At 75.8% G+C, this 26,341-nt stretch carries 17 protein-coding genes and 2 pseudogenes; 5 read left to right on the forward strand and 14 right to left on the reverse strand.

Annotated features, from left to right (window positions below):
* A pseudogene (locus ABTY20_RS29300) lies at positions 1-191 on the reverse strand (ABC transporter permease); the annotation flags it as partial.
* 165 nt (positions 192-356) lie between these two features.
* Here ABTY20_RS29300 and ABTY20_RS29305 point away from each other — a divergent pair.
* Together ABTY20_RS29305 and ABTY20_RS29310 are read left to right on the forward strand one after the other, a co-directional pair.
* Positions 357-983, forward strand: coding sequence for a TetR/AcrR family transcriptional regulator (locus ABTY20_RS29305; RefSeq protein WP_352000112.1), 627 nt, complete (start codon positions 357-359; stop codon positions 981-983).
* A gap of 41 nt (positions 984-1,024) precedes the next feature.
* Positions 1,025-1,408, forward strand: coding sequence for a YunG family protein (locus ABTY20_RS29310; protein ID WP_352000114.1), 384 nt, complete (start codon positions 1,025-1,027; stop codon positions 1,406-1,408).
* Positions 1,409-1,555: 147 nt separating this feature from the next.
* Here the strand turns inward: ABTY20_RS29310 and ABTY20_RS29315 are convergent.
* The 4 genes and pseudogenes from ABTY20_RS29315 to ABTY20_RS29330 form a co-directional block, all read right to left on the reverse strand.
* A pseudogene (locus tag ABTY20_RS29315) lies at positions 1,556-1,720 on the reverse strand (ADP-ribosylglycohydrolase family protein); the annotation flags it as partial.
* Positions 1,720-2,700, reverse strand: a complete 981-nt coding sequence (gene galE / locus ABTY20_RS29320) for a UDP-glucose 4-epimerase GalE (RefSeq protein WP_352000116.1) — start codon at positions 2,698-2,700, stop codon at positions 1,720-1,722. The gene galE and the pseudogene ABTY20_RS29315, both read right to left, overlap by 1 nt.
* 55 nt (positions 2,701-2,755) lie before the next feature.
* The gene (locus ABTY20_RS29325; protein WP_352000140.1) at positions 2,756-4,357 is read right to left on the reverse strand and encodes a glycosyltransferase; all 1,602 of its coding nucleotides are present in this window, start codon (positions 4,355-4,357) and stop codon (positions 2,756-2,758) included.
* A gap of 79 nt (positions 4,358-4,436) precedes the next feature.
* Positions 4,437-4,934: a MarR family winged helix-turn-helix transcriptional regulator gene (locus tag ABTY20_RS29330; protein ID WP_352000118.1), complete on the reverse strand. Its 498-nt coding sequence runs from the start codon at positions 4,932-4,934 to the stop codon at positions 4,437-4,439.
* Between the two features lie 135 nt (positions 4,935-5,069).
* Between ABTY20_RS29330 and ABTY20_RS29335 the strand changes: the two genes are divergently transcribed.
* Positions 5,070-5,483, forward strand: a complete 414-nt coding sequence (locus ABTY20_RS29335) for an organic hydroperoxide resistance protein (protein WP_352000119.1) — start codon at positions 5,070-5,072, stop codon at positions 5,481-5,483.
* Here ABTY20_RS29335 and ABTY20_RS29340 read toward each other — a convergent pair.
* The 9 genes from ABTY20_RS29340 to ABTY20_RS29380 all read right to left on the reverse strand — a co-directional run bounded on the left by ABTY20_RS29340 (position 5,473) and on the right by ABTY20_RS29380 (position 22,954).
* Complete coding sequence (locus ABTY20_RS29340; RefSeq protein ID WP_352000121.1) at positions 5,473-7,035, reverse strand: hypothetical protein; 1,563 nt, start codon at positions 7,033-7,035, stop codon at positions 5,473-5,475. The two genes, ABTY20_RS29335 and ABTY20_RS29340, sit on opposite strands and share 11 nt — an antisense overlap.
* A gap of 98 nt (positions 7,036-7,133) precedes the next feature.
* Positions 7,134-8,399 (reverse strand): hypothetical protein, encoded by a 1,266-nt coding sequence (locus tag ABTY20_RS29345; RefSeq protein ID WP_352000122.1) that lies wholly within the window; start codon positions 8,397-8,399, stop codon positions 7,134-7,136.
* A complete protein-coding gene (locus ABTY20_RS29350) occupies positions 8,396-10,612 on the reverse strand; it encodes a bifunctional glycosyltransferase/CDP-glycerol:glycerophosphate glycerophosphotransferase (RefSeq protein WP_352000124.1) in 2,217 nt (738 codons plus the stop codon). The genes ABTY20_RS29345 and ABTY20_RS29350 overlap by 4 nt, the downstream gene beginning before the upstream one ends.
* A gap of 7 nt (positions 10,613-10,619) precedes the next feature.
* Positions 10,620-12,824 (reverse strand): bifunctional glycosyltransferase/CDP-glycerol:glycerophosphate glycerophosphotransferase, encoded by a 2,205-nt coding sequence (locus ABTY20_RS29355; protein ID WP_352000126.1) that lies wholly within the window; start codon positions 12,822-12,824, stop codon positions 10,620-10,622.
* 103 nt (positions 12,825-12,927) lie between these two features.
* Entirely contained in the window at positions 12,928-15,213 is a 2,286-nt protein-coding gene (locus ABTY20_RS29360) for a bifunctional glycosyltransferase/CDP-glycerol:glycerophosphate glycerophosphotransferase (RefSeq protein ID WP_352000127.1), read from the reverse strand.
* A gap of 148 nt (positions 15,214-15,361) precedes the next feature.
* Positions 15,362-16,264, reverse strand: a complete 903-nt coding sequence (locus tag ABTY20_RS29365) for a carbohydrate ABC transporter permease (RefSeq protein WP_352000129.1) — start codon at positions 16,262-16,264, stop codon at positions 15,362-15,364.
* 88 nt (positions 16,265-16,352) lie between these two features.
* Entirely contained in the window at positions 16,353-17,702 is a 1,350-nt protein-coding gene (locus ABTY20_RS29370; RefSeq protein ID WP_352000131.1) for a carbohydrate ABC transporter permease, read from the reverse strand.
* Between the two features lie 7 nt (positions 17,703-17,709).
* The gene (locus ABTY20_RS29375; protein WP_352000132.1) at positions 17,710-19,122 is read right to left on the reverse strand and encodes an ABC transporter substrate-binding protein; all 1,413 of its coding nucleotides are present in this window, start codon (positions 19,120-19,122) and stop codon (positions 17,710-17,712) included.
* Between the two features lie 310 nt (positions 19,123-19,432).
* The gene (locus ABTY20_RS29380; protein WP_352000134.1) at positions 19,433-22,954 is read right to left on the reverse strand and encodes an FHA domain-containing protein; all 3,522 of its coding nucleotides are present in this window, start codon (positions 22,952-22,954) and stop codon (positions 19,433-19,435) included.
* Positions 22,955-23,412: 458 nt separating this feature from the next.
* Between ABTY20_RS29380 and ABTY20_RS29385 the strand changes: the two genes are divergently transcribed.
* Entirely contained in the window at positions 23,413-25,140 is a 1,728-nt protein-coding gene (locus ABTY20_RS29385; protein ID WP_352000136.1) for a serine/threonine-protein kinase, read from the forward strand.
* 111 nt (positions 25,141-25,251) lie between these two features.
* Positions 25,252-26,341, forward strand: a 1,090-nt coding sequence (locus ABTY20_RS29390) for a serine/threonine-protein kinase (RefSeq protein WP_352000138.1), incomplete at its 3' end; no start/stop codon positions are given.

A 26,341-nucleotide genomic window follows, 5' to 3' on the forward strand; every position in this document is an offset into this window, starting at 1 on the left:
GCGGTCAGCTTCGCCCGGGAGAAGGCGAGGATGAAGTGCCGCCGGTCCCACAGCTGACGGACGTACTCGACGAGGGACGGCCGGGCACCGCTGACCGTGAGGCCGTGCCGCGCGGCGAGCGCCGCGAGGTCGCCCTCGGCCGGTGTCGGGACGGCCGGTGAGGGGGGCGGTGTGTGGAGGACCTGACTCACATCCGCTGCTTTCGCTAGGGGGAGGGGGGCAACGGGTTCGCGCGCCTTCCGCGCGACGTCCGTACGGCCTCTTACGTCGGGACGGGACCGTATCGTCGCAACGGGAGCGTAAGCCGTGCTCACGTCGGAACGCAACCGTTCCGTCGTCGCCCTATGCTGGTCCGCATGACGACGAACTCCGACGAGCCCCAGCCGCGTCCGCGCCGCAGGGCCCCCGCCGGGGCCGCCGTCCTGCGCGAGGACGTGACGGAAGCCATCCGGGCGGCCGTCTTCGAGGAACTGGCCGCGGCCGGCTACGCGCGGATGTCGATCGAGGGGATCGCGCGCCGCGCGGGCGTCGGCAAGACCGCGGTGTACCGCCGCTGGCGCTCCAAACTGCACCTGGTCCTCGACCTGGTCTCCGCGATCGCCGTCCAGGGCCTGCCCGCCCCGGACACCGGCTCCCTGGAGGGCGACCTGCGCCTGCTGTACGAGGTCACCTCCCGCGCCCTGCGCCACCCCGTCGCCTCGCAGATCCTCCCCGACCTCCAGGCCGAGGCCGCCCGCAACCCGGACATCGCCGAGGCCCTGCGGAAGGCGCTGCGCGAGGGCCAGGACGGGGTCGCCAAGGGCATCGTCGAGGCGGCGCAGGAGCGCGGCGAACTCCGCCCCGGCGTCGACCACGCCCTGGCCCTCGACCTGATCTCGGGCCCCCTGTACTGGCGCTCGGTGGTCATCCGCGGCCCGAAGCCGCCCAAGGGCTACCTGGAGGCCCTGACGCGGGCGACGACGGAGGCGCTGAAAGCGCTGTGACGGACGGGGCGTTGTCGGTGCCGGCTGCGAGGATGCCGCCCATGACACCTCTGCTCCTCACCGACATCGAGCGGGCCGTCCGCAGCAGCTGGGACGCCGACACGTGCACGCCCGAGTACCGGGCGCGCTGGACGCCGGACAATCCCGCCCGGGACCAGTGCGGGGTCACCGCCATGGTCCTCAACGACCTGCTGGGCGGGGAGCTGCTCCGCGGCGAGGTCCTGGTGGACGGGGTGCGCACCGACTACCACTGGTGGAACCGCCTGGGCATGGGGGTGGAGATGGACCTCACCCGTGAGCAGTTCGGTCCCGAGGAGATCGTCACGGAGGGCGTCGTCGTTCCCCGCCCGCCGAAGCTCGTCCGGCTGCGCGAGGAGTACGAACTCCTGCGGGCCAGGGTCCTGGAGAAGCTCGCCGGGCCGTGAACCCCGCGGATCCGGGCAGCGGGCGGCCGGCGGAGCGCCGTCCGGCCGGGGCGGTCGGCCCGTGGTGGGGGAGTCCCGCTCCAGCGGGTCGCCGCGGCCCACGGTGACCGTCCAGGTGACGGCCGAGGGCGCCGTCACCTTCACGGTGCCCGGGTCCCAGCCGCCGCCCCCGCGCGTCTCGCCGCCGGCCCCCGGCGTGGGGAAACGGGCGGAGAAGGCGTCCTCGGGGCCGAACTCGAAGGGGGCGCCCTCGGCGTCGCCGACGGCGGAGCCGATGACGGCGCCCAGGGCGCGTTCGGCGCGGGTGGGCATCAGGCGCGGTCCGCCGACGGGTGCAGGCGCAGCCAGCCGGCCCACGCCGAGGTGATCATGTCGTCGACGTCGTGGCGGGCCTTCCAGCCCAGCTCCGCGGCCGCGCGGTCGGCGGAGGCGACGACGCGGGCCGGGTCGCCGGGGCGGCGGGGGGCGACGACGGGCGGGCGGTCGTGGCCGGTGAGGGCGTTCACGCGGTCGATCACCTCCCGCACGGAGACGCCCTCACCGCGGCCGATGTTGAGGGTGAGGTCCCGGCCGGGGGCGGAGCGCAGCGCGCGGGCCGCCGCCACATGGGCCTCGGCCAGGTCGACGACGTGGACGTAGTCGCGGACGCAGGTGCCGTCGGGGGTCGGGTAGTCGTCGCCGAACACGCGCGGGGGCAGGCCGTCCGTCAGCTTCTCGAAGACCATGGGGACGAGGTTGGAGACGCCCGTGTCGGCCAGGTCCGGGCGGGCGGCGCCGGCCACGTTGAAGTAGCGCAGGCAGGCCGTGGAGAGCCCGGCCGCCCTCCCGGCCGCGCGGACCAGCCACTCGCCGGCCAGCTTGGTCTCGCCGTACGGCGACAGGGGCAGGCAGGGGGTCTCCTCCGTGACGAGGTCCACGTCCGGCATGCCGTAGACCGCCGCCGAGGAGGAGAAGACGAAGGAGCGGACACCGGCCGACGTCACCGCCTCCAGCAGGACCCGCAGGCCCTCGACGTTCTCCCGGTAGTAGTGCAGGGGGAGCGAGACCGACTCGGCGACCTGCTTCTTCCCCGCGAGGTGGACCACCCCGGTGACCCGGTGGTCCGCGAGGGCGCGTGCCACCCGCTCGCCGTCCAGGGTGGAACCGGTCACCAGCGGCACCCCGTCCGGCACCCGGTCGGCGAGGCCGGTGGACAGGTCGTCGTAGACCACCGCCCGTTCGCCCGCCGCGGTCATCGCCCATGCGACGTGCGCCCCGATGTAGCCGGCGCCGCCGGTGATCAACCAGGTCATGGATGGCCGTCCCCTCGTCCTCGGCCCGTGCCGCCGCACTTCCCAGGGCCGTCCCCTAGTGAAGCAGGCGTCCCAGTCTTCCGCGCAGCACCGGGACGGTCCCGCGCACGCCGGCCGCCACGCGCAGGGCCAGCGCGCCCGAGTGCGTGGCGTACGGCCGCACCAGCACCACGCCGTGCCGGGGGCTCGCCATCACGCAGCGGCGCAGCAGCCCCGGACCGGCGAGCGCGTGCGCGGTGACCCGGCGGCTCGAACCGTCCCGGAAGCGCACCCGCAGCCGCAGGTCCCAGGCGCCCGCGCCGAGCGCGGCCAGCCGGTCCGGCCGCACGGTCGTCTCCGCGACCCAGGTGCCGTCGGCGGCCGTCCGCAGCGGCACCGTACGGCGGACCCGGGCGCCGCCCCGGTCCCGGTGGCGCCACTCCGCCTCCACCGACCGGGGCTCCGCCCGCGCCACCCGGCCGTACAGCTCGTGCAGGCGCACCCGCAGCCGCGGGCCGTGCGCGTGCGGGCGCAGTTCCGCGTCCACGGCGAGCGGGAGCAGCGGCGCGGGCCGGGTCAGCAGGGGTTCCAGGGTGACTCCGGGCAGGGCGGCCGACCAGCAGGGCGTGCCGTCCGCCGTGCGGGCGTAGGGCGGGTACAGCCGGGCCGGCCGGGCCGCCAGCTCCCGCAGCCGGGGCAGGTCGCACGGCTCGGGGGAGGCCAGCACGACCCGACCGATCAGCCGGCCCGGGGCCACGGGGTCGCGGGCCCAGTCGGCGGCGTCGTACTCGGCGAGGAACGCCCGGGTGTGCGCCCACCACTCCCGTCGGTAGCCCTCGTCGCGCAGCGGCAGCTCGCGGGCGTACATGCGCAGGTCGTGGTCGAGGAACTTGGCCCGCGCCCGGCGCGCCAGCCGTTTCTCCCCGGCGGCCAGCAGGATCCCGTGGGCGGTGCGGCACGCGTGGGTGCGGGCCCGCCAGTTGTCGACGCCCGTGCGGTCCAGGGAGATCGACAGCCGCCGTGCGGAGCGCCGGACGTGCCAGGTGTACACCCGGTCCGGGACCAGCGCGACGCGGGGGGCGGCGGCCCACACCCGCGCGGTGAACACGTGGTCCTCGTAGGGGAAGCGGCCGTCGGGGAAGCGGATGCCGTGCGCGCGCAGGAAGGCCGTGGCGTAGAGCTTGTTGACGCACAGCGTGTCGTGGACCAGGCGCGGGCGCAGCGCGGGGCGGGCGAGCACGGCGGGCGCCGCGTACAGGGCCGGCTCCCACGGCGCCTCGCGCCCCGACGGCAGCTCGCGGCGCACGCACAGGCCGGCCGCGACCTGCGCGCCCGCCCCGGTCGCGGCCGTGAGCAGCGCCCGCACCGCGCCGGGCGGCAGCACGTCGTCGCTGTCCAGGAACATCACGTACGGAGAGGTCACCGCGGCGAGCCCGGTGTTGCGCGGGGTGCCGCAGCCGCCGCTGTTGACGGGGTGCCGGACCACCCGCAGCCGGGGTTCGCCCTCGGCGAGCCGGTCCAGCAGGTCCGCGCTGCCGTCCGTCGAGCAGTCGTCGACGGCGACGACCTCGCGCACGGCACCGCCCTGCCCGAGCGCCGAGCGCACGGCGTCGGTCACATGGGCGGCGTCGTCGTGACCGATGACGACGACGGCGACCTGGGGCTGCTGGGGCTGCATGGCGTCCTCGGGCACGGCACGGGATCGTTCCTGCCCTCCATTGAGGACGCCCGGCGCCCGCGGCGCACCTCGGCGGCCGTCACGCGCCGTCCGCCACCGCCGTGTCCAGGGCCGCGGTGAGCCGGTGCAGGCGGGTGCTCAGCTCGCGGATCTCGTCGATGTCGAAGCCGGTCGCGGCCATGATCCGGCGCGGCACCTCCAGGGCCCGCCGCCGCAGCGCGGTGCCCTCCTCGGTGGGCCGCACCTCCACCGACCGCTCGTCGCGCGCGCTGCGCTCCCGGCTCACCAGTCCGGCCGTCTCCAGCCGCTTGAGCAGCGGGGACAGCGTGCCGGAGTCCAGGCGCAGGTGCTCGCCGAGCTTCTTCACGGGCAGCGTGCCGTGCTCCCACAGCACCAGCATGACCAGGTACTGCGGATAGGTGAGGCCGAGGTCCTTGAGGACCACCCGGTAGACGCCGTTGAAGGCGCGGGAGGCGGCGTTCAGGTTGAAGCAGATCTGCTGGTCGAGACGGAGCCAGTCGTCCGCGGCGTCCGGCCGGGCGGCCGTCGCGGGGGGTGGGCTCGGAGTGGCTGTCATGCCTCCAGGGTAGCCCTCGCGAACCATTCGATTGCGTGCAATTGAATTGCGTGCTCTACTTGTGGTGCACGGCGGCCGGCCCCACCGAACCGAAGGGACCGGCCGAGCCACGACTCGAGAGGGAAGGCCCTTTCCATGGACGCGCTCTACACCGCTGTCGCCACCGCCACCCACGGCCGCGAGGGCCGCGCCGTCACCTCCGACGGCAAGCTGGACCTCGGCCTGAGCGCCCCCGCGGAGCTCGGCGGCGACGGCCGGGGCACCAACCCGGAGCAGCTCTTCGCCGCCGGTTACGCGGCCTGCTTCGGCAGCGCCCTCGGCGTGGTCGGCCGGGCGGCGAAGGTCGACGTCAGCGACGCCGCGGTGACCGCCGAGGTCGTCCTCGGCAAGCAGGGCGAGGGCTTCGCGCTCGCGGTGACCCTGCGCGTCGAGCTGCCCGAGGGCATCGACGAGGAGACCGGCCGCAAGCTGGTCGAGCAGGCCCACCAGGTCTGCCCCTACTCCAACGCCACCCGCGGCAACATCCCGGTCGACCTCGTCATCGAGTAGTCCCGGACCCGCCCCCGACCCGCGCCAGCACCTCCCCGGTCCGTCGGCTCCACGCCACCACCACCGCCTCCTCGGGCACCCGCTGCGCGGGCGTCAGCAGCAGCCAGCGCGCGTGGTACCGGCGGACGACCGCGGCCCGCTCGGCGCGGGTCGACCCGGGGTCGAGGTAGGCGCGCACGTCGGCCGCCCGCCGCAGCCGCTCCCCCTCGTCCAGCGAGGCGTCCGGCCAGGCCGGCGCGGCGAGGTTCGGCCCGTACCCGGCGATCGCGTGGACGGCGTGGTAGCCGTCGGTGATCACGACCTCGCCCGGTCCGACGTACCGCGCGGCCCAGTCGTACGACGGCCAGTCCGGCGGCCGTTCGAAGCCCGCCGGCAGCACCGCCCCCGCGTGCACGGTCAGGAACCCCGCGCACGCCCCCGCCGCCGCGGCCCCGCCCAGCAGCCGCCGCCACACCGGCCACGGCCGGGGCGCCGCCAGCTCCACCGCCAGCGCGCACTGCGACGGCACCAGCGCCAGCCCGAGGATCCTGCCGTAGGTGTAGTGGCCGCTGACCCAGCCGTACGCCACCACCAGGCAGTCCAGGACGCACATCAGCACCAGCGGATCACGCCACGACGTGCGCCGCGCCCGCAGCCACAGCGCCGGCAGCCCGAGCAGCGCCAGCCCGAACTGCCCGCCGAGGTCCAGGTACAGGCGCCGGTGCATCGCGTCCACGCTGTCGTCCCCGGCCAGCGCGAACACGTCGAAGTACGGCCAGCAGCCGGCCGTCAGCAGCGCCACCGCCCCCGTCAGCGCCCACCGCCCGGCGACCGCCGGACCCCACCGCCGCTGCCACCCCGCGACCAGCGCCACCGCCCCCAGCGCCGCCGCGACCGCCGTGATCGGGTGCACCAGCAGGACCAGCCCGTACAGCGCGCCCAGCGCCGCGTACCCGGACACCGGACGCACCCCGCCCGGCCCCGCGTGCCGCACGGCACCCGCGTCCCGCGCCCGCGCCCCCGTCAGCGCCCACGCCCAGAAGGTGAGGCCGATCGCGCACGCCGACGGGTAGGGCAGGTTGCCCGTCATCGACATCAGGTTCAGGTAGCCGCTCCACCAGGCCCGCTCCACCCCCCACAGCAGCGCCATCGCGCCGAACGCCAGCACCGGCGCCCAGGGGCGCGGGGTCAGCACCCGCACGAAGCGGCCGATCCCGGTGAGCAGCACCAGCAGGTTCAGCGGCCCGGTGAGCCTGAGCACCTCCCAGCCGCCCAGCCCCGTCAGCCGGGCGAACGCCCCCTGCGCCAGCGCGAACGGCGAGTAGTACGGGCTGCCCGCCCCCGGCAGGTCCGCCATCGGGTGCCGGGGCTCCAGCAGGTCGTCCTTGAGCCGCTCGACGACCGCCGCGTGCTGCCCGGCGTCGCAGCACAACGGCACCCTCCAGTACGCCAGCGACACCACCAGCCAGAACAGGAGGCCGAAGAGCTGGTACGGGGTGGGGCGCCAGGCGCCGCCGCCGCGCAGCGCCGTGGCGCCGCGCACGGCCGGCCGGACGAGGACCGGGGGGTTCACCGGACGGTGGGACGGGGGAGCGTCGAGGACATTCGCCGTATGTTCCCGGCTCCGTCCGGGGCATGACCTCACCTCACCTCATCGGGTGACGCGGGTGCTCAGCGCGCCGGCTCCACCGGAGCCCCCTGGGCCGGCACCACCGCCCGCCGCACCACCGGCTCCAGCAGCAGCGGCACACCCAGCACCGGCAGCAGCCAGGCCAGCGTGATCAGCCGGTCGCCCCAGATGTTGATGTCCGGGTGCCCGGCCTGGTTGAGGAACCCCGTGCAGGCGGCGGCGGCCAGGAAGGCGCCGAACGCCGGCCGCCGCCGCGCCCCCAGGACACCGGCCGCCAGGAACGCCACGAACACCGGCTCCCACAGCTGCCGCCGCAGCCACTCCGTCCAGAAGTTCCCCTGCAGCTGGAGGAACTCCGCCCACGGTCGCTCCCGGTCGGGACGGGCGAAATGGTCGGTGAGCAGGTCCTGCACGCTCTCCGACGCCGACGGATACCCCAGCAGCCGGGCCAGCAGCACCGTGCCGAGCACCCCCGCGCCCCCGGCCCCCGCGAGCGCCACCACCCCGCGCCCCGGTGGCCGCCCCCGCCACCGGCGCCGTACGGCGACCGCCGCGCCCGCGCCCGCCAGGCACAGCCCGAGGAACAGCGCCTGCGAGTGCTTGACGGTGAACAGCGCGAGCAGCGCCCCGCCCACCAGCGCCAGGCCCGCCCGCGCCCGCCGCCCCCGGAGCACCAGCGCACAACCCCACAGCGCCGCCAGGGTGAGCGCCAGCAGCAGCCCCTCGGCCATCGGGCGCATCGCCGTCGTCCCGCACGGCAGGACCAGGAACAGCGCCTGTCCGGTGAGCGCGAGCGGCACGGACACCGACAGGGCCCGCAGCACCAGGAAGGCGAGCACCCCGCCCGCGCAGGTCACCGCCACACCGGCCGCCCACACCCCCCAGGTCACCCCGAACAGGGCGACGAACGGCGCCAGGAACACCGGGTAGCCGGGCCGCGCCTCGAAGATCCGCATGAACCGCTCCGGCATGAACGGCACGGTGTGCCCGCCGGTGTGCCCGGCCGCCAGCATCGCCTCCACCTGCCGCCACTCCCGCTCCCGGCACTCCCGCATCACCCCGGGGGCGGGGTCCGGGGCGTGGAAGCGCACCACGTCCACGTTCTGCGCCCGGTGCGCGACCGACGCCCGGCCCGCGCAGAAGTAGTCGATGGTGGCGGTCGCCGCCTCCCGTTCGTCCGCACCGGTCAGGCTCAGCGCGTACGACAGGTAGTTCTTGCTGTCGGGGGTGTCGCGGCCGGTGACGTTGGCGAGTTGCAGCAGCGCGAAGACGGCGGCCAGCAGCAGGACCCGGGTGCGCGGCGTCACGACGGGACCGGCAGGTCGCGGCCGGCCGTCTGGGACGGCACCCGGGCCGGTCCGGCCGGCCCGCCGAGCATCGGCTCGCCCAGCATCAGCGTCCGCACCACCCGCTCGGCGGCCCGCCCGTCGTCGAACGCGCAGAACCGCTCGCGGAACGCCGCCCGCAGCCGTGCCGACTCCGCGTCCTGCCAGGTCCCGGAGTCGAACAGCCACGCCAGCTCACGGTAGGAGCGCGTCACATGGCCCGGCGCCTCGGCCGTGATGTCCAGGTAGGCGCCCCGGCTCGCCCGGTAGGCGTCCCAGTCGTCGGCGTGGATCACGATCGGGCGGTCCAGGTTGGCGTAGTCGAACATGATCGACGAGTAGTCGGTGACCAGCACGTCGGCGGCGAGCAGCACGTCCTGCGCCTCCGGCTCGTCCGTGGCGTCGACCAGCACGCCCCGCCGGTGCAGCTCGGACAGGCCGAGGCCGCGCGCCGGACCGGCGGCCAGCGAGGGGTGCAGACGGACCACGAGGGTGCGGCCCGGGCCCAGGTCGGCGGCGAACCGGGCGAGGTCGATCCGCTCCACCAGACCGTCCCTGCGGTAGTCGCGGCGGGTCGGCGCGTACAGCACCACCGTGTGGCCGTCCGGAACGCCGAGCCGGGCGCGCACCGCGCGCACCCGCTCCCCGGACGCCCCGACCAGCACGTCGTTGCGCGGGCTGCCGGTGCGCAGCGAGGTGAAGTGACAGGGGTAGGCGCGCTCCCACACCAGCTCGGAGTGGAGGTTGGCGACCAGGCTGTAGTCCCAGCGGTCGGCCCGGCGCAGCATCCGGGGCACGTCGAGGCCGAGCCGCGCGCCGGGCCGGTCCAGCAGATCGGCGCCCAGGTACTTCAGCGGGGTGCCCCGGTGGGTGTGGATGTGGACGCTTCCCGGCCGTTTGACCAGGGAACCGGACCAGTTGACGTTGTTGACGAAGTAGGTGGCCCGCTCGGTCACCCTGCGGTATCCGGGCGAGTCGGGCAGTACGTACTCGACGTCCGGCCCCAGCCCGGCCGCCTGCTCCTCACCGGCCAGCACCCAGACGCCCCGGATGTGCGGGGCGAGGTCACGCGCCGCGCGGTGCACGGCCGCCGGGTCGCCGAGCACGCCCCGGTGCGAGAACGCCGAGTACACGGCGAGGTCCGGGTCCAGCGGCCGGCGGAACGCGGCCCGGGCCCGGACGTACCGGGCCGCCGTCGCGGCACCCGCCTGCCGGGCCCCGCGCCCCAGCTCCCGGCCCGCCCGCCCGGCCCGCCGCCGCAGGAGGTAACCGGCGTAGCTCCCCTCCAGCACCCGCAGGTCCGGCGGCACCGGTGCGCCCTCCGGCCGGTGCGCCCGGAACATCTCGGCCGTACGGCGGAAGAACTCGCCCCGGTCCGACGGCGGCAGGCGGTCCGGCTTGGAGAGGATGTCGAGACAGTGCTCGCCCATCCTGGCGTGCAGGACCGGCCGCCAGTGCGCCAGCGCCGGACGGGCGTCGACGAACCGGAACACCCGCGCGTACTGCTCCAGGACGTCGAAGTGCCTGCGGCTGGTGGTGGACAGGATGCTGCCCCGGCGGCGCTGCCGGTAGTACACGCAGATCCGGTCCAGGACGGCGATGCGCCCGGCGCTGAGCAGCACCGGGAACGTCCAGGGCGTGTCCTCGTAGTAGCCGGGCGGGAAGGCGAAACCCTCCCGCGTGACGAAGTCGCGGCGGTAGGACTTGTTCCACACCACCATCAGCAGATCGAGGATCTCCGGCCGCTCGGCCGCCGTGAAGGTGCCCGCGGGCGCCTGGGCCAGCAGGTGCGCCAGGGCGTTGCGCCGGGTGCCGCCCCACCAGTGGGTGCGGGCGTAGTCGAAGACCAGGACGTCCGGGTCGCCGGTCTCGTCGAGCCGGTCGGCCAGGGCGCGCAGCGCGCCCGGGGTGAGGGTGTCGTCGCCGTCGAGGAAGAGCAGGTGGTCGCCCGTCGCGTGCTCCATGCCCGCGTTGCGGGCCGGGCCGAGGCCCACGTTCCGCGGCAGGTGCAGCACCCGGACGCGCTCGTCGCGGGCCGCGTAGGCGTCGAGGATCGCGCCGCAGCCGTCCGGTGAACGGTCGTCGACGGCGATCACCTCGAGGTCGCGGTACGACTGCCCGAGCACCGAGTCGAGGCAGGCGTGCAGGTACCCCTGCACCCGGTGGACGGGGACGATGACGCTGAAGCGGGGCACTGCTCTCTCAGCTCCTCACCGGGGTGGCGGCGGCCGCGGGGGCGGGGACGCGCTCCGCGAGCGGGATCACGGGCGGCAGGGCCTCGGGCGGCTCGCCGAGCAGCACCCGGCGCACCACCCGCTCGGCGGCCCGTCCGTCGTCGAACGGGCAGAACCGCTCGCGGAACGCCGCCCGCAGCGCGGCCGACTCCGCGTCCGCGTACGAGCCGTCGCGGAAGACGCGGGCCAGCTCGTCGGGGGTGCGGGTGACCGGGCCCGGCGGCCCGGCCATCAGGTCGAAGCAGACGCCGCGGGTCTCCCGGTAGACGTCCCAGTCGTCGGCGTACACCACGATCGGACGGTCCAGGTTGGCGTAGTCGAACATGATCGACGAGTAGTCGGTGACCAGCGCGTCGGCGGCCAGGCACACCTCCTCCGACGAGGGGTGCGCGGTGACGTCGATGACCCGGCCGGTGCTCCCGCGCCCGCCCCGGTCGTAGAAGTAGTGGGCGCGCAGCAGGACCACGACGTCCTCGCCGGCCGCCGCGCAGAACGCCTCCAGGTCGAGGCCGGCCTCGAAGCCGGTGCGGTGGTCGCGGTGGGTGGGCGCGTACAGCACGGCCCGCGCGCCCTCCGGGACGCCCAGCCCGGCGCGGATCCGGGCCACGTCGTCCGCGGTGACCGTGCAGTACGCGTCGTTGCGCGGATAGCCGTACTCCAGGTGCTCGTAGGAGCCGGGGAAGACGCGCTCCCACACGCGGGTGGAGTGCGGGTTGGCGGAGAGGTTGTGGTCCCAGCGGTCCACCCGGCCCAGCAGCTTGGTGAAGCTGCCGGTCGCGGCGGCCACCACCGGGTACGTCGACTGGTCGACGCCCATGGTCTTCAGCGGGGTGCCGTGCTGCGTCTGGAGGTGGATGCTGCCGGGGCGTTTGACCACGCCCTCCGCGAAGTTGGCGTTGTTGACCAGGTACGTCGCGCGGGCCAGGACCTCCCAGGCGCGGTGGCTGCCGAGCACCGCGTACTCGACGCCGTCCGGCACGGTGTGCTCCCGGCCGGCCTCCACCAGGAACACCGAGCGGATGTGCGGGGCGAGTTCCCGCGCCTTGGCGTGGATCGCGGCCGGGTTGCAGACGTAACCCCGGCCCCAGTACGCGCAGTACACGGCGAGGTTCGGGTCGAGCGGGCGGCGCAGGTGCGCCCGGTACAGCAGCCGGGTGCGCAGCCCCCGTGGACGCGGCACCGCCGCCCCCGCCCGCCCCGCCGCGCGACGGGCGCCGCGCAGGGCGGCGAAGGCACCGTAGGAGCCGGACGCCAGCAGCCGGTGCTGCACCCCGAGACTGCCGCGCGGCGGCCGGTACCCGGTGGGACGGTGACGGCGGTACAGGACGCTCGCCCTGCGGAAGAAGGCGCGCCGGCCCGACGGCAGCCGCCGGGGCCGGGCGGCCGTGCTCAGCACGGCGGCGAAGAGCTGCTCGAACAACGGCCCCGACCGCTCGGCGGACAGCCCCTGCCCGGCGGCCCGCTCCAGCACCAGCTCGACCTGGTCCAGCAGTTCGGCCTGGTGCTCCCCGGGCAGGTTCAGCCGGCTGCCCTGCCGACGCACCAGGTGCCGGACGACGACCGACCGCAGCACCGCCACCCGTTCGGCGCCGAGCATCGCCAGGCCGCCCCAGCCGATGTCCGTGAAGTGGCCCGCCGGGAAGGCGAGCCCCAGCTCGGCGACGAAGGCGCGCCGCCAGGCCGCGCTCCACGCCGGGAGGCCCACACCGGTGAGGTGCGGGGCGCGGTCCGGGGGGAACGCGCCGTCGGGGGCCCCCGCCAGCAGGGGCGCGGCCGGGTTGCCGGGCTCGCCCTCCCACCAGGGCACCCGCTCGTGTTCGCAGTGCAGCACGTCCACCGGACCGGTCCGGGCCAGGCGCGCGTCCAGCGCCGCCAGCGCGCCGGGGACGAGGACGTCGTCGCCGTCGAGGAACAGCAGGTACGCGCCCGTGGCCGCCCGCACCCCCGTGTTGCGGGCGCCCGCCAGTCCGGCCGACGGCGGTGCGTGCACCGGCGCCACCCGCGAGTCCCGCTCGGCGTACCGGGCGGCCACGTCGGACGCGGGGGACCCGGGCGCCTCGCAGACCGGGACCAGCTCGAAGTCGCCGAAGGACTGGGCGAGGACCGAGTCCAGCGCCCGGCCCAGCCGGCCGGCGACCCCGTGGGACGGGACGATGATGCTGAAGCGGGGCATGCTGCTCCTTCCGTGGAGGAGGTCGTGGCGCCCCGGCGGGCGGGGCGCCGGCCGGGGCGGACCGGAGGACGGGGGGGGGCGTCCCGGGGCCGGATCCCCGCGGTCACCGGGGAAGCGGCGGGCGGCCGCTCCCGGTGACGGCCGGCGGGCCGGCGGACTGCTGCGGCGGCACCGTCGTGAGCGACGACGGACCGGACACGGCGGTGGCCGGCGGCACCGGGCGGCGCCCGGCCGGCGGCACCACCGGCGGCAGCTCGCTCTCCCCGAGCACCACCCGGCGCACGACCCGCTCGGCGGCGTGCCCGTCGTCGTACGGGCAGAAGCGGGCGCGGAAGTCCGCCCGCAGCCGGGTGGAGCGGGCGCCGCACCAGTCGCCGGTCGCGAAGACGTCGATCAGCTCGTCCTCGCTGCCGGCGACCGCGCCCGGCGGGAACGCCCGCGGGTCGAAGTAGGCGCCGCGGGCCGCCGCGTACGCCTCCCAGTCGTCGATGTGCAGCACGACCGGCCGGTCCAGGCCCGCGTAGTCGAACATCAGCGGCGAGTAGTCCGTGACCAGGGCGTCCGAGGCCAGGCACAGCGCGATGACGTCCGGATGGCCGGTGACGTCCAGGACCCGGTCGGAGGCGGCCTCGGCCGGTCCGCCGTACGGGTGGTGGGCGCGGGACAGGACGACGAACCGCGGGCCGAGCCGGCGCGCCACGCGCTCCAGGTCGAGCGGCCGGCGCTGGGTGCGCCGGTAGTCGCGGTGGGCCGGGTCGTACAGGACCGCCACCGAGCCCTCGGGGATGCCCAGCGACTCCCGCAGCCGGGCCACGTCCGCCCCGGTCGCCGTGTGGAACCGGTCGGTGCGCGGCCTGCCGTACTCCAGGGTGGTGTAGCGGCCGGGACAGACCCGCTCCCAGGTCAGGGTCGAGTGCCGGTCGGCGGAGACGACGTAGTCCCACTGGTCGACGCCCCCGAGCAGCCGCGCGACGTCGGTGTCCCGGGCCGCCGCGGGGCGTTCCAGCAGGTCCAGGCCCATGTGCCCGAGGGGGGTGCCGCACCGCGTCTGCACCAGGACCTGTCCCTTGCGCTTGACCAGCCCCGGCAGGACGTCGGCGTCGGTCACCAGGTACGCGGACCGGGCGAGCGCACTCCAGTGGGCGGCCGTGCCGGGGGCGAGCCGGCGGGTGGCCGGCGGCAGGGTGCGGCGGTGCTCGGGACCGGCCACCCAGGCGGTGCGGACGTGCGGGGCCAGCGCGCGCAGCGCGGACTCCAGGGCGCCCGGGTCACCGCCGTGGCCGCGGTCCCCGTCCGTGGTGAACAGGGCCCGGTCGGCACGCAGCGGGAGCAGCCGCTGGAGGCGGTAGTGCAGGCGCAGGGCCGCGCGGCGCAGGGCGCGCGGCAGCCGCCCCGCGATCCGGCCCCACCCGCGGCGCAGGGAGGCCGCCAGCCGCAGCGCCCGGTAGGTGCGGCGCAGTCCGAAGCGGACCATCGTGTGGTGGACGCGGGCGCGCGCGGACACGGACGCGCCGGGCGTCCGGTGCCGCCGGTAGTGGGCGCGCGCCCGGCGCAGGAAGGCGGCGCGCGAGCCGCGCGGCAGCCGGTCCCGCCGCGCGTACACCGTCACCAGGTGGTCGACCATGCGGCGGAACAGCATCGGCCGCCAGCGCTCCAGGGCCGGCCGCCCGTCGAGGAACGCGAAGACCCGGTCGTACTGGTCGAAGACGTCGAAGTGCCGTTCGCTGGTGGTGCGCAGGATGCCGCCGGTCCGGCGCTGCCGGTAGTGCACGCACACCCGGTCCAGGGTGGCGATCGACTCCGCCGTCATCAGGACCGGGTACGTCCACGGGGTGTCCTCGTAGTAGCCGGGCGGGAACGTGAAGCCCGCGCGCTCGACGAACTCCCGCCGGTACGCCTTGTTCCAGGCCACCATCAGCAGGTTCAGCAGTCCCGGCCGGTCGGTGAGGCGGAACGGCGCGGGGCCGTCCTCGGCGAGCTCGGCGGCGGCCCGGTTGCGCACGGCCTCGCCCGACCAGTAGGTGCGCGCGTAGTCGTAGACCAGCACGTCCGGCTCGCCGGTCTCCTTCAGCCGGTCGGCGAGGGCGAGCAGCGCGTCCGGGGTGAGGGTGTCGTCGCCGTCCAGGAACACCAGGTAGTCGCCGCTCGCCCGCTCCATCCCGGCGTTGCGGGCCGGCCCGAGGCCGGCGTTCCGCGGCAGGTGCACGGCCCGCACCCGCGGGTCGCGGGCCGCGAACTCGTCGATCACCGCGCCGCAGGCGTCCGGCGAGCGGTCGTCGACGGCGATCACCTCGAGATCGGGGTACGACTGGGAGAGCACCGACTCCAGGCACTCGTGCAGATACGCCTGAACCTGGTACGCGGGGACAATGACACTGAACCTGGGCAAGGGGCATCCAACGGTCGGCGCGGGCGTTCGGCCCGGCAACGGCCGCCGGCCCGCCTTGGTTACGCCCCCTGCGGCATCCGGGGGACACCCGTCACACGAAGGGGCGGAACCGCGACGGTCCGCCCCTCCAACGTGGCACCCCCATGGGCTACTTCACGGCACCCGCCATCACCCCGGAGACGAACTGCCGCTGGAACGCGAAGAACACGACCAGCGGGACCACCATCGAGATGAACGCGCCGGGCGCCAGGACGTCGATGTTGTTGCCGAACTGCCGCACCTGGGTCTGCAGGGCGACCGTGATCGGCTGGCTCCCGGAGTCGGTGAAGATCAACGCGACCAGCATGTCGTTCCACACCCACAGGAACTGGAAGATGCCGAGCGCGGCGATGGCCGGACCGGCGAGCGGCATCACGACCCGGACGAACAGCCGCAGTTCGCCCGCGCCGTCCAGCCGGGCCGCCTCCAGCAGCTCCTTGGGGATCTCCGCGAAGAAGTTCCGCAGCAGGAACACCGCGAACGGCAGACCGAAACCGACGTGGAAGAGGACCACACCGGTCAGGGAGCCGAAGAGGCCCAGCTCGCCGAAGAGTTCGGCGATCGGGATCAGCGCCACCTGCACCGGCACCACCAGCAGCCCCACGACCGCCAGGAACCACCAGTCGCGCCCGGGGAACTCCATCCAGGCGAAGGCGTACCCCGCGAGCGAGCCGATCACCACCACCAGCACGGTCGCCGGGACGGTGATGTACACCGTGTTCAGCAGCGAGCCGGTGATGTCGTCGTTCTCCAGCAGCGTCTCGTAGGCGCCGAAGGTGAGCTGCGAGGGCTCGGTGAACACCGTCCACCAGCCGTCGGCGGCCATGTCCTGCGGGGTGCGCAGACTGGCGAGCAGCAGTCCGACCGTCGGGACCAGCCAGAACAGGCCCACGACGATCAGGAACACGCGCACCAGGCCGCCGCTCACCCACTCGCTCAGCCGGGAACCGAGCGACCGCTCGGCCTTGACGGCGGGGACCGTCTTGATGACGCCGCCGGTGTCCGCACTCATCGCCGCACCTCCCGCCTCAGCCGCCGCACGTTGCTGTGCTCACCCGGGGGGCGCCCCCCGGACCCCCGGCAGCCGCCGGTGTCCGCACTCATCGCCGCACCTCCCGCCTCAGCCGCCGCACGTTGAACCACATCACCGGGATGACGAGCAGCAGCAGGAGCACCGCGATCGCGCTGGCGATGCCCGGCTGGTCCGCCGAGAAGCCCTGGCGGTACAGCTCGAGCGCCAGGACGTTGGCGTCGTCCTGGGAGGAACCCGGGGCGATGATGAAGACCAGGTCGAACACCTTCAGCACGTTGATCATCAGGGTGACGGTGACCACCGCGAGGACCGGCGCCAGCAGCGGCACCGTGATCCGGCGGAACACCTGCCACTCGTTCGCGCCGTCCACCCGGGCGGCCTCCAGCAGTTCCCGGGGCATGCCCGCGAGCCCGGCCGCGATCAGCACCATCGCGAAGCCCGCCCACATCCAGATGTAGGAGCCGATGATCGCCGGGGTGACCAGCGACGGGCCGAGCCAGTCCAGCCCGTTGTACGGCTCCTCGAAATTGCTCGCCGGGAGTCTCAGCCGGGCGCCGTCGGCCTTCGGGGAGAAGGAGAAGGTGCCGTCGGCGGCCGCCGTGGCGGTCTCCACCACCTCGCCGCCCTTCACGGCCTCCACCTTCATCCCGGCGTAGCCCAGCTCCGAGGCGTCGACCGCGTTCAGCGTGCCGACGCCCTTGCCGCGGGTGAAGTCCTGCCAGGTGGTGCCGGTGATCCGGTCGGCCTCCGGCTCCGGCGCCGCGGCCGGCTCGGCGTCGTCCGGCATCAGGTCCGGGGCGACGCCGACCAGCGGCAGCGTGACCGTGTCGCCCGCGCGCACCGCCGCGGCGGTGACGAAGCCTCCGTCGTCGTTCCGCACGAGCGGCGACTCGCGGCCCGGGTGCGCCTTCGGGAACGCCGACGACTGCGCGAAGGTGTCGTGCACCCCCACCCAGACCGCGTTCGCCACGCCCTTGTCCGGGTCCTGGTCGTACACCAGGCGGAAGATGATGCCGGCCGCCAGCATCGAGATCGCCATCGGCATGAAGACGACCAGCTTGAACGCCGTGCCCCAGCGCACCCGTTCGGTCAGCACCGCGAAGACCAGACCGAGCGCGGTCGCGACCGTCGGCGCGAACACCACCCAGATGACGTTGTTCTTCAGGGCGGTGCGGATGCCGTCGTCGGTGAACAGGGCCCGGTAGTTGTCGAATCCGGCGAAGCCGTCGCCGGACTGGTCGTAGAAGCTGCGGACGACGGAGTACCCGATCGGGTAGACCACGAGCGCACCGAGCAGGAGGAGCGCGGGCAGCAGGAACAGCGCCGCGACCGTCCTCCGGGTGCCGGTGACGCTCTTGCGCGACTTGGGAGCGGCGGGGGCCGTCTTCGGGGCCCCCGCCACCGTGTCCGACGCCATCGCCGGATCAGTCCCCGTACGCCGCGGCCGCGTCGGCCTCCAGCTTCGCCTGCGTCCCCGCGACGTCCTTCGGGTTCTTCAGGAAGTCCTGCAGCGCCTTCCACTCACCCTTGCCGGGCGTGCCGCCGAAGGCCTGCGGGGCCTGGTCGGACATGTCGAAGCGGAAGTCGTCGCCGGAGGCGATCAGCGCCTCGGCGATCTTCCTCTGCACCGCGTTCGGGTACACCGACGGGTCGATGCTCTTGTTCGGGGAGAGGAAGCCGCCCAGCTTCGCGTGGATCGCCGCCGCGTCGGGGGAGGCCAGGAAGGTGGCCAGCGCCTGCGCCGCCTTCGAGTCCTCCAGGATCACGGCCGCGTCGCCGCCGGAGACCACCGGCGCGGTGTCGCCGGCGGCCGGGAACGGGAACACCTTCGCGTCCGTGCCGACCTCCGCCCCGGTCTCACCGATGTTGACCTGCGCGAAGTCGCCCTCGTAGACCATGCCGGCCTTGGGCTGGTCACCGCCGGTGAAGGTCTGCGTCACGGACGTCGGGAAATCGGTCCCCAGCGCACCGGGCGCGACGTAGTCCTTCTTGCCCCAGATCCCGGCGAGCGTGGTCAGCGCCTCCTTGACGGACGGGTCCGTCCACTTGATCTCGTGCTTGGCGAGCTGGTCGTACTTCTCCGGACCGGCCTGCGAGAGGTAGACGTTCTCGAACCAGTCGGTCAGCGTCCAGCCCTCGGCGCCGCCGACCGAGAAGGGGGTGACGCCGGAGTCGTACACCGTCTGCGCGGCGGTGAGCAGTTCGTCCCACGTCTTGGGCTCGGCGGCCCCCGCGTTCTCGAAGACCTGGGCGTTGTACCAGATCAGCGACTTGTTGGCGGCCTTGTAGTAGACGCCGTACTGCTTGCCGTCGACCTTGCCGATGTCCTGCCAGCCCTGCGAGTAGTTCTCGCCGAGCTCCTTGACCGCCTCGGCGCCGAGCGGCTTGGCCCAGCCCTTGTCGACGGCCTGCTTGATGGCGCCCGGCTGCGGCAGCAGCGCCACGTCCGGCGGGGCGCCGCCGGCGACCTTCGAGCCGAGGAAGTTGATGATCGGGTCCTGGGCGGGGACGAAGGTCACCTTGGCGCCGGTGCGCTTCTCGAACTCCGCGAGGACCTTCTTGAAGTTCTTCTGCTCGGCGCCGGTCCACACGGCGGCGACCTCGAGGCTCGCCCCGTCCAGCTTCGGGAGGGTGACGGTGCTCCCGTTGCCGTTGGTCCCGCCGCTCCCGTCCTCGTCGCCGCCGTTGTCGTCGTCGCCCCCGCACGCGGTGAGCGAGACCGCGAGCACGCCCGCGGCGAGCGCCGCGGCGGCTCTCGCGGCCCTGCGGGAGCGGAGGGTCGTCACCTGGCCGCCGGGCGACCTGCGTATCCGGATGGTCCTGCTCGTCCTGTGCATCACTGCCCCGTTCTTCGTACTCCGTCGTACTCCGCCGAGCGTTCGAGCGCTGTCCGTGCGCTCTGGTCTATGCCCGGGGAAGGGGGGTGGCAAGAGCGCGTCCCGCGTCAACTCCGCGATCGTGACCGCGTCGTGACCAGGGGTCATCGCGGACGAGCGCCCCGGCCCGTGACGCCCGTGCCCTCTCCCCGTGGTGCCGTGGGCGTACTCGGCGGACGAGCGGCCGCCGCGACCGCCCGCCCGGCGCCCGGCCCGGGGTGGACCCCGGGCCGGGAACCGGGCGGCCGCCGACCGGCTTGCGCCCGGGGAGTCAGAGCAGCGACGGCACCTCCGCCGCCGCGACCTGGCGCGCCGCCCGCTCCAACGCGCTGGCGAGCAGGGCCAGATCGGTGGGGCCGTTGCCGAGCTCGCGGACCTGCCGGCGGGCCGGGGGGTCGCCCATGCGGTGCCACTCCAGCGGCACCACCGTCGGCCGCAGGGTCGCCGTCCGCGGGATCCGCCCGGTCACCCGCCCGCCCTGGAACTCCGTCTCCCATCCGTCCGAGTGGGTCAGCCGCCCCCGCCCCGGCGCCGGATCGTCCGGCCCGCCCCCCGGCACCGGCGCCTCGAGCGCGACCCGCAACGACGCCCGCCGCACCGGCTCGGTCTGCGCCGTCCGGGCGCAGGGGCCGGTGGCCGTCACCAGGTGCACCCCCAGCCGCTCGCCGTCCCGGGCCACCGCCTCCAGCGCCCGCGTCACCGATCCGGCGGCGGGCCGCCCCGGCGAACCGAGCGCGGGGGAGACCAGCGCGTCCAGGTCGTCCACGACCACCACCAGCCGGGGCAGCGGCGGCGCGGCCCCCGCCCGGCGCCGGTCCGCCCCGGGCCGCAGCCGCAGCGTCGAACTGGGCGGGGTGTCGAGGTCCCCGTCCTGCTCCCCGCCGGCCGCCGCGCCCGCGCGGGACGCAGCCGTGCGCTGGGCGACCATGCGGTCCGACAGCTCCCGCCCGGTGTGCCACTCCGTGAAGTCCGAGCGGCCCAGCAGCTCCGCGCGCCGCTTCAGCTCGGCGCTCAGGGACTGCGCGAACTCCCTCATCCGCACCGGGTCGTTGGCGCACAGATGCGTGGTGACGTGCGGTACGTCCGTGCACACCCGCAGGCCCTCCCCGGACGCGGCGCCCGTCGTGGGCACGCCCCGGCCGTCGACCAGCACGATGCCCAGCCGGTCGGGACGCTCGGCGGCGGCCAGCGAGGCGACGACCGCCCGCAGCAGTTCCGTGCGGCCGCTGCCGGACGGCCCCTCGACCAGCAGGTGCGGTCCGTCGGCGGCGAGGTCGGCGACGACCGGGCCGCGCGGGCCGGCGCCCAGGACGGCGGTGACGCGTCCGCCCAGCGCCCGGGTGTCGTCGGCCGCGTCCGCCCAGCGGGCCATCAGCGAGGCCGGGGTGGCCCGGGCCAGGCCCAGCTCGTCCAGCAGCCGCGCCGACCGGGGCAGCGACGCCGACGCGCGCGCGTGCCGCTCCCCGCCCGCGCCGTCCGTGCGCAGCGGCGCGAGCGCCCGCGCGAACCGCTCGGCCCAGGCGGGGGAGACCGCGTCGACGGTGGCGAGGGTGCCGTGGCCGACCGGGCCGGGGGGACGGCCGGAGCCGGTCCCGGCCACCCGCAGCAGGCGCAGGGTGGTCGCCACGTCCCCGCTGAGCAGGGCGACGGCCCCGCACCGCCGGAAGGCCGGCGTCACCGCGCAGGCCGTCTCGTACGTCTCCGTCACCGGGGACGCCGGGGAGGCGGCGGCGGTCTCGGCGAGGCACACCACGTGGATCCCGGCCCGCGGGCCCTCCAGGGCCAGCCGGGCCACCGCCTCGCGCACCCCGGCGTCGCCGGGGTCGCCGTCCACGACGACCACGGTGTACGGCCCTTCGTGCACCCCTTCGCCGGGTGCTCCGCCGGGCGCGCGGCCGTCCGGGGCCGCGTGGGCGGGGTCCTCCAGCCGGCGCAGCAGCTCCTCGGCGCGGGCCGCGGCCTGCTCCCGGTCGTGGGCGAGGAGCAGGCGGCAGTCCTGGCCGTGCCCCGGGCGCAGGTGCGGCAGCCAGCCCAGCCAGGCCCACTCGGCGGTGCGCTCCGCCAGGGGGCGGGAGTGGTCCGCGGCGATCAGGACGATCTCCAGGGAGTCGGGGGAGTGCAGCGCGGCGAGCTGGGCGAGCACCGCGCGGGCCAGCCCGGCGAGCCGCTCGCGCGGGCCGGCCAGTCCCAGGGCGCCGACCTCGCGCAGCCCCGCGGTCACGGGGACGGCGGGCAGCAGGCCGGAGCCGTCGGGCGCGGGCCGGTCCGCCGTGCCGAGCCGCACCGCGAGCGCCTCCGGGTGGTCCGGCCCGCGCTCCCACAGCCGGGGTCCGGGGCCGAGCGCGGTCAGCAGCAGCGTGGCGGGGTCCGGCCAGGTCTCGGGGGCGACGGGGGCGGTCACGCCCGGGCCGGGTGCGGCGCCGGGGTCCTCCTCGCCGGGCGCGGCCCACACGGTCTCCGGCTCCTGCCGGCCGCCGGCCAGCCGCCGCGCCCAGGCGGTGAGCCCGCCGCGCCTGCGTCCGCCCGCCGGCTGGGGGAGGCCGGTGCCGCGCGGCGGGGTGCCCTCGCGGGTGCCGGGGAGGTCCTGGTGCGGGGCGGCGGGCACGCCGGTGGACAGGTGACCGGTGACGGGCCCGGTGGTGGGACCGGTGAGGTGACCGGGTGCGCCGCCGGACGCCGGGGCGGTCCTCCCGCCGGCGTCGCGTCCGGGAGCGGCGTCGCCGGCCGCCCCGTCGCCCCGGGCTTCCCCGGGAGCCGCCCCGGCGTCGCCGGGTCCCGTGTCGCGCGCGCCCGCGCCGGAGCGTCCCGCGTGCGTGTCCCTCTCGGCGGACGGCGGCCGCGACACGCGACGGCCCTGGGGGACGCGGGGCACGTCCCCCCGGGCGGCCGTGTGCACCGCGCGCGCCCCGGGGGCGGTGCCGGTGCGCTCGAGCCCGGGGGAGCGGCCCTGCGTCGGCACCCGCGGCGGTTCGTCCGCGCCGCCGCGCCGCGCCGCCTCCGGTGCCTCCCGCGCGTCCCGGGCCGCGACGGCCCAGCCGGCCGGGCCGCGGGCGTGGTGGGTGGGCGCCGTCGGCGCCCCCGTACGGGCGGGGGCGTCCTCGGCGTCGGCCCGTACGGACGGGGGCGGCGGCACCCGTACGTGCCCCTCGCCGTCCGGTGTCGTCACCGCCCGCGCGCGGGGACCCGCCGCCGGGGTCAGGCGCAGGGCCGACTCGCCGATGCGCAGCAGCGCGCCCGGGGCGAGGCGGACGGGCCGGGGGCCCACGCGCCGGCCGTCCAGGGTCGTGCCGTTGGTGGAGTCGAGGTCGGCGACCGAGACGCCGCCGTCCGGGGCGACCGTCACCGCGCAGTGCAGCCGGGAGACGTCCGGATCGTCGAGCGGCACGTCGGCGTCGGCGGAACGGCCTATGCGGATCTCGCCGCCGTGCAGCAGGTGCACCCCGCCCGCGTCGGGACCGGCGACGACGTGCAGCCGGGTGGGGGCCCCGTCCAGCTCGGGATGCGGCTCGGGCTCGCCGGGCGCGCCCACCGCCAGCACCGCGCCGTCGATCAGCGGCGGCTCGCCCAGGGTGCAGCGCTGGGCGTCGAGCCGCCGGTCACCGGCGTACAGCACCGGAGCGCCCGAGGAGCCGGACGAGCCGTCACCGCCGGGGACCGCCGAGGCCAGCGCGGAGGCGACCGCGGCCAGGGCCGTGCCCGCGGGCGCCGTGACCAGCACGTCGCAGCGCGCGGCCCGCTCCCGCGCGGGGGAGGAGGGGCCCAGCGGGTCTACGACGGTCAGCCGGATCTGCATCGCCGTCAGCGGTCCCTTCTGCGCGGGCGCCCGCGACGCGGGGGGACACCACCGCCCCGCGGTCCCCCACCGCGGACTTCCCCCACCGCCACACGCGCACGTACGGCCAGTACTGCACGCATCCTCGCACCTGCCACCGACAACGCGCCCGTCCTCCGCCATCAAATGATCTTGATTGGTCGGCTCTGCCCGCAAAAGTGCCCGACCGGTGAGGAGCGAATGAACGGTCCGGGCCCGCTTGGGACCGGTCACGTCCGGCGCGGCAACCAACGGACCGGATCGGGCGTCTTTCCTGCGAACCTCCGAACACGGACGGGGACCGGTGCGCGAGCCCCGCGGCGGGATCACGCCGGGGACGACCGGCCGGTATCCCGCGCGGCGGCACTACAGTGGGGCGGAACGTTCCGTAGCACGGTGGACCAGGGTGTACGCCAAGCAAGCAGCAGGGAGTGCGTGACGTGCGGCCAGTCGGCAGCAAGTACCTGCTCGAGGAGCCGCTCGGACGCGGCGCCACGGGCACCGTCTGGCGAGCCCGCCAGCGGGAGACCGCGGGCGCCGAGGCGGCCGTGCCCGGACAGCCCGGTGAGACCGTCGCGATCAAGGTCCTCAAGGAGGAGCTCGCGGGCGACGCCGACGTCGTGATGCGCTTCCTGCGCGAGCGCTCGGTCCTGCTCCGGCTCACCCACCCCAACATCGTCCGGGTCCGCGACCTGGTCGTCGAGGGCGATCTGCTGGCCCTGGTCATGGACCTCGTCGAAGGCCCCGACCTGCACCGCCACCTCCGGGAGAACGGGCCCTTCACCCCCGTCGCCGCCGCCCTGCTGACCGCGCAGATCGCCGACGCGCTCGGCGCCAGCCACGCCGACGGCGTGGTGCACCGCGACCTGAAGCCCGCCAACGTGCTGCTCAAGCGGACCGGCGGCGAGATGCACCCGATGCTGACCGACTTCGGCATCGCCCGCCTCGCCGACTCCCCGGGCCTGACCCGCACCCACGAGTTCGTCGGCACGCCCGCCTACATCGCGCCCGAGTCCGCCGAGGGCCGCCCGCAGACCTCCGCCGTCGACGTCTACGGCGCCGGCATCCTGCTGTACGAGCTGGTCACCGGCCGCCCGCCGTTCTCCGGCGACTCCGCCCTGGAGGTGCTGCACCAGCACCTGAGCGCCGAACCGCGCCGCCCCTCCACCGTCCCCGACCCGCTGTGGACGGTCATCGAGCGCTGCCTGCGCAAGAACCCCGACGAACGGCCCAGCGCCGAGAACCTCGCGCGCGGCCTGCGCGTCGTCGCCGACGGCATCGGCGTGCACGCGAACTCCGCGCAGATCGCCGCCGCCGAGAACGTCGGCGCGCTGCTCGCCCCCGACCCGGCCCCCGCGCCCGTACCCGGTACGCCCGGCGCGCCCGGTGACGCCGACCCGACGCAGGTGCTGCCGCACGGCGCGGGCGCCTACGACCCCAACGCCGCGACCAGCGTCCTGCCGCAGACCGGCGGCCCGGCCGGCGCCGCCGACCCCACGGCCGTCATGCCCCCCGTGCCGCCGGGGCAGCCCGGCGCACCCGGGGGCGGTCCGGAGGACCCGCACCCCTGGCAGACCCAGCTCCGCGCGGCCCGCGACCGCAACGAGCAGACCCAGGTCCAGTACCTCGACCCCGGCCAGGACCCGCTGCGCCGCCGCCCCCAGCGCCAGGTCGCCCGGCCCCCGCAGCAGCCGCAGCAGCAGCCCCCGCAGCAGCCGCAGCAGCAGCCCCCGCAGCAGCAGCCGCAGCAGCGGCGTCCGCAGCCCCGGCAGCAGCCCGGCCCCGGATACGGCTACCCGCAGCAGCCCCCGCCGCAGCAGTACGCCCCGCCGCCGGAGCCGCAGCGCCGGCAGCAGCCCCAGCCCCAGCCCCAGCCGCAGCGGTACGCGCCGCCGCCGGAGCCCCAGCGACCGGTGCGGGAGCCCCGGCAGCCCCGGCAGCGCAGCGCCAACCCGATGCGCATCCCCGGCCTGGGCTGTCTGAAGGGCTGCCTGTTCACGGTCGTCATCCTGTTCGTCGTGGGCTGGCTGGTCTGGGAGCTGAGCCCGCTCCAGGACTGGATCGGCACCGGCAGGAGCTATTGGGGACAGCTCAGCGACTGGTTCGGCTCGGTGACGGGCTGGATCGAGGACCTGGGCGGCCCCGGCGAGCCCTCCGGGTCGAACTGAGACCTGTTTGCTGATTTGTCGACATCTGGGGGCCGATTTCCGGATCCGCCGTGAAGGCCGCCGCCCCGGACGCGTAGCTTTGGCGACAACCACGCGTCGGTAGGAGCAGTCTTGGCACGGAGAATCGGCAGCCGGTACACCGCCCATCAGATCCTCGGACGGGGCAGCGCCGGCACGGTGTGGCTGGGCGAGGGCCCCGACGGGCCCGTCGCCATCAAGCTGCTGCGTGAGGACCTCTCCTCGGACCAGGAGCTCGTCGGCCGCTTCGTGCAGGAGCGGACCGCGCTGCTCGGTCTGGAGCATCCGCACGTCGTCTCGGTGCGCGACCTGGTGGTCGACGGCAACGACCTGGCGCTGGTCATGGACCTCGTCCGCGGTACGGACCTGCGCACCCGCCTCGACCGGGAGCGCCGGCTGGCGCCGGAGGCGGCGGTGGCGATCGTCGCCGACGTCGCCGACGGTCTGGCGGCGGCGCACGCGGCCGGGGTGGTGCACCGGGACGTCAAGCCCGAGAACGTGCTGCTCGACATGGAGGGCCCGCTCGGCCCCGGCGGTTCGCACCGCGCCCTGCTCACCGACTTCGGTGTGGCGAAACTCATCGACACCCCGCGCCGCACCCGCGCCACGAAGATCATCGGCACACCGGACTACCTGGCGCCGGAGATCGTCGAGGGCCTGCCCCCGCGGGCCTCGGTCGACATCTACGCGCTGGCCACGGTCCTGTACGAGCTGCTCGCCGGCTTCACGCCGTTCGGCGGCGGACACCCGGGCGCGGTGCTGCGCCGCCACGTCACCGAGACGGTCGTCCCCCTCCCCGGCATCCCGGACGAGCTGTGGCAGCTGCTGGTGCAGTGCCTGGCGAAGGCCCCGGCGTCCCGGCTGCGCGCCTCCGAGCTGGGCGCGCGGCTGCGGGAGCTGCTGCCGCTGCTGGCGGGGATGCCGCCGCTGGACGTGGACGAGCCGGACGTCGAGCCCGCGGAGGAGACGGGGGAGGAGCTCCCGCCCCAGGGGCCGGCCCGGGCCGCCGGGGAGCCGGTGCGGCGCCGCGGCGCGGTCCCGCTGGTCCCGGGCGCGAAACCGGCCGACTCCAACCGCGACACGCACACGTCGATGCGGGTGCCGACCCCCGACGAGCTGGCCGGCGGTGCCCGCGGCACGGCCCGGGCGCCCCGCGCGGCGGGGGCGCGCCGGCCGGGCTCCG

The organism is Streptomyces sp. NPDC126497 (assembly GCF_040302425.1).
Taxonomy (GTDB): domain Bacteria; phylum Actinomycetota; class Actinomycetes; order Streptomycetales; family Streptomycetaceae; genus Streptomyces.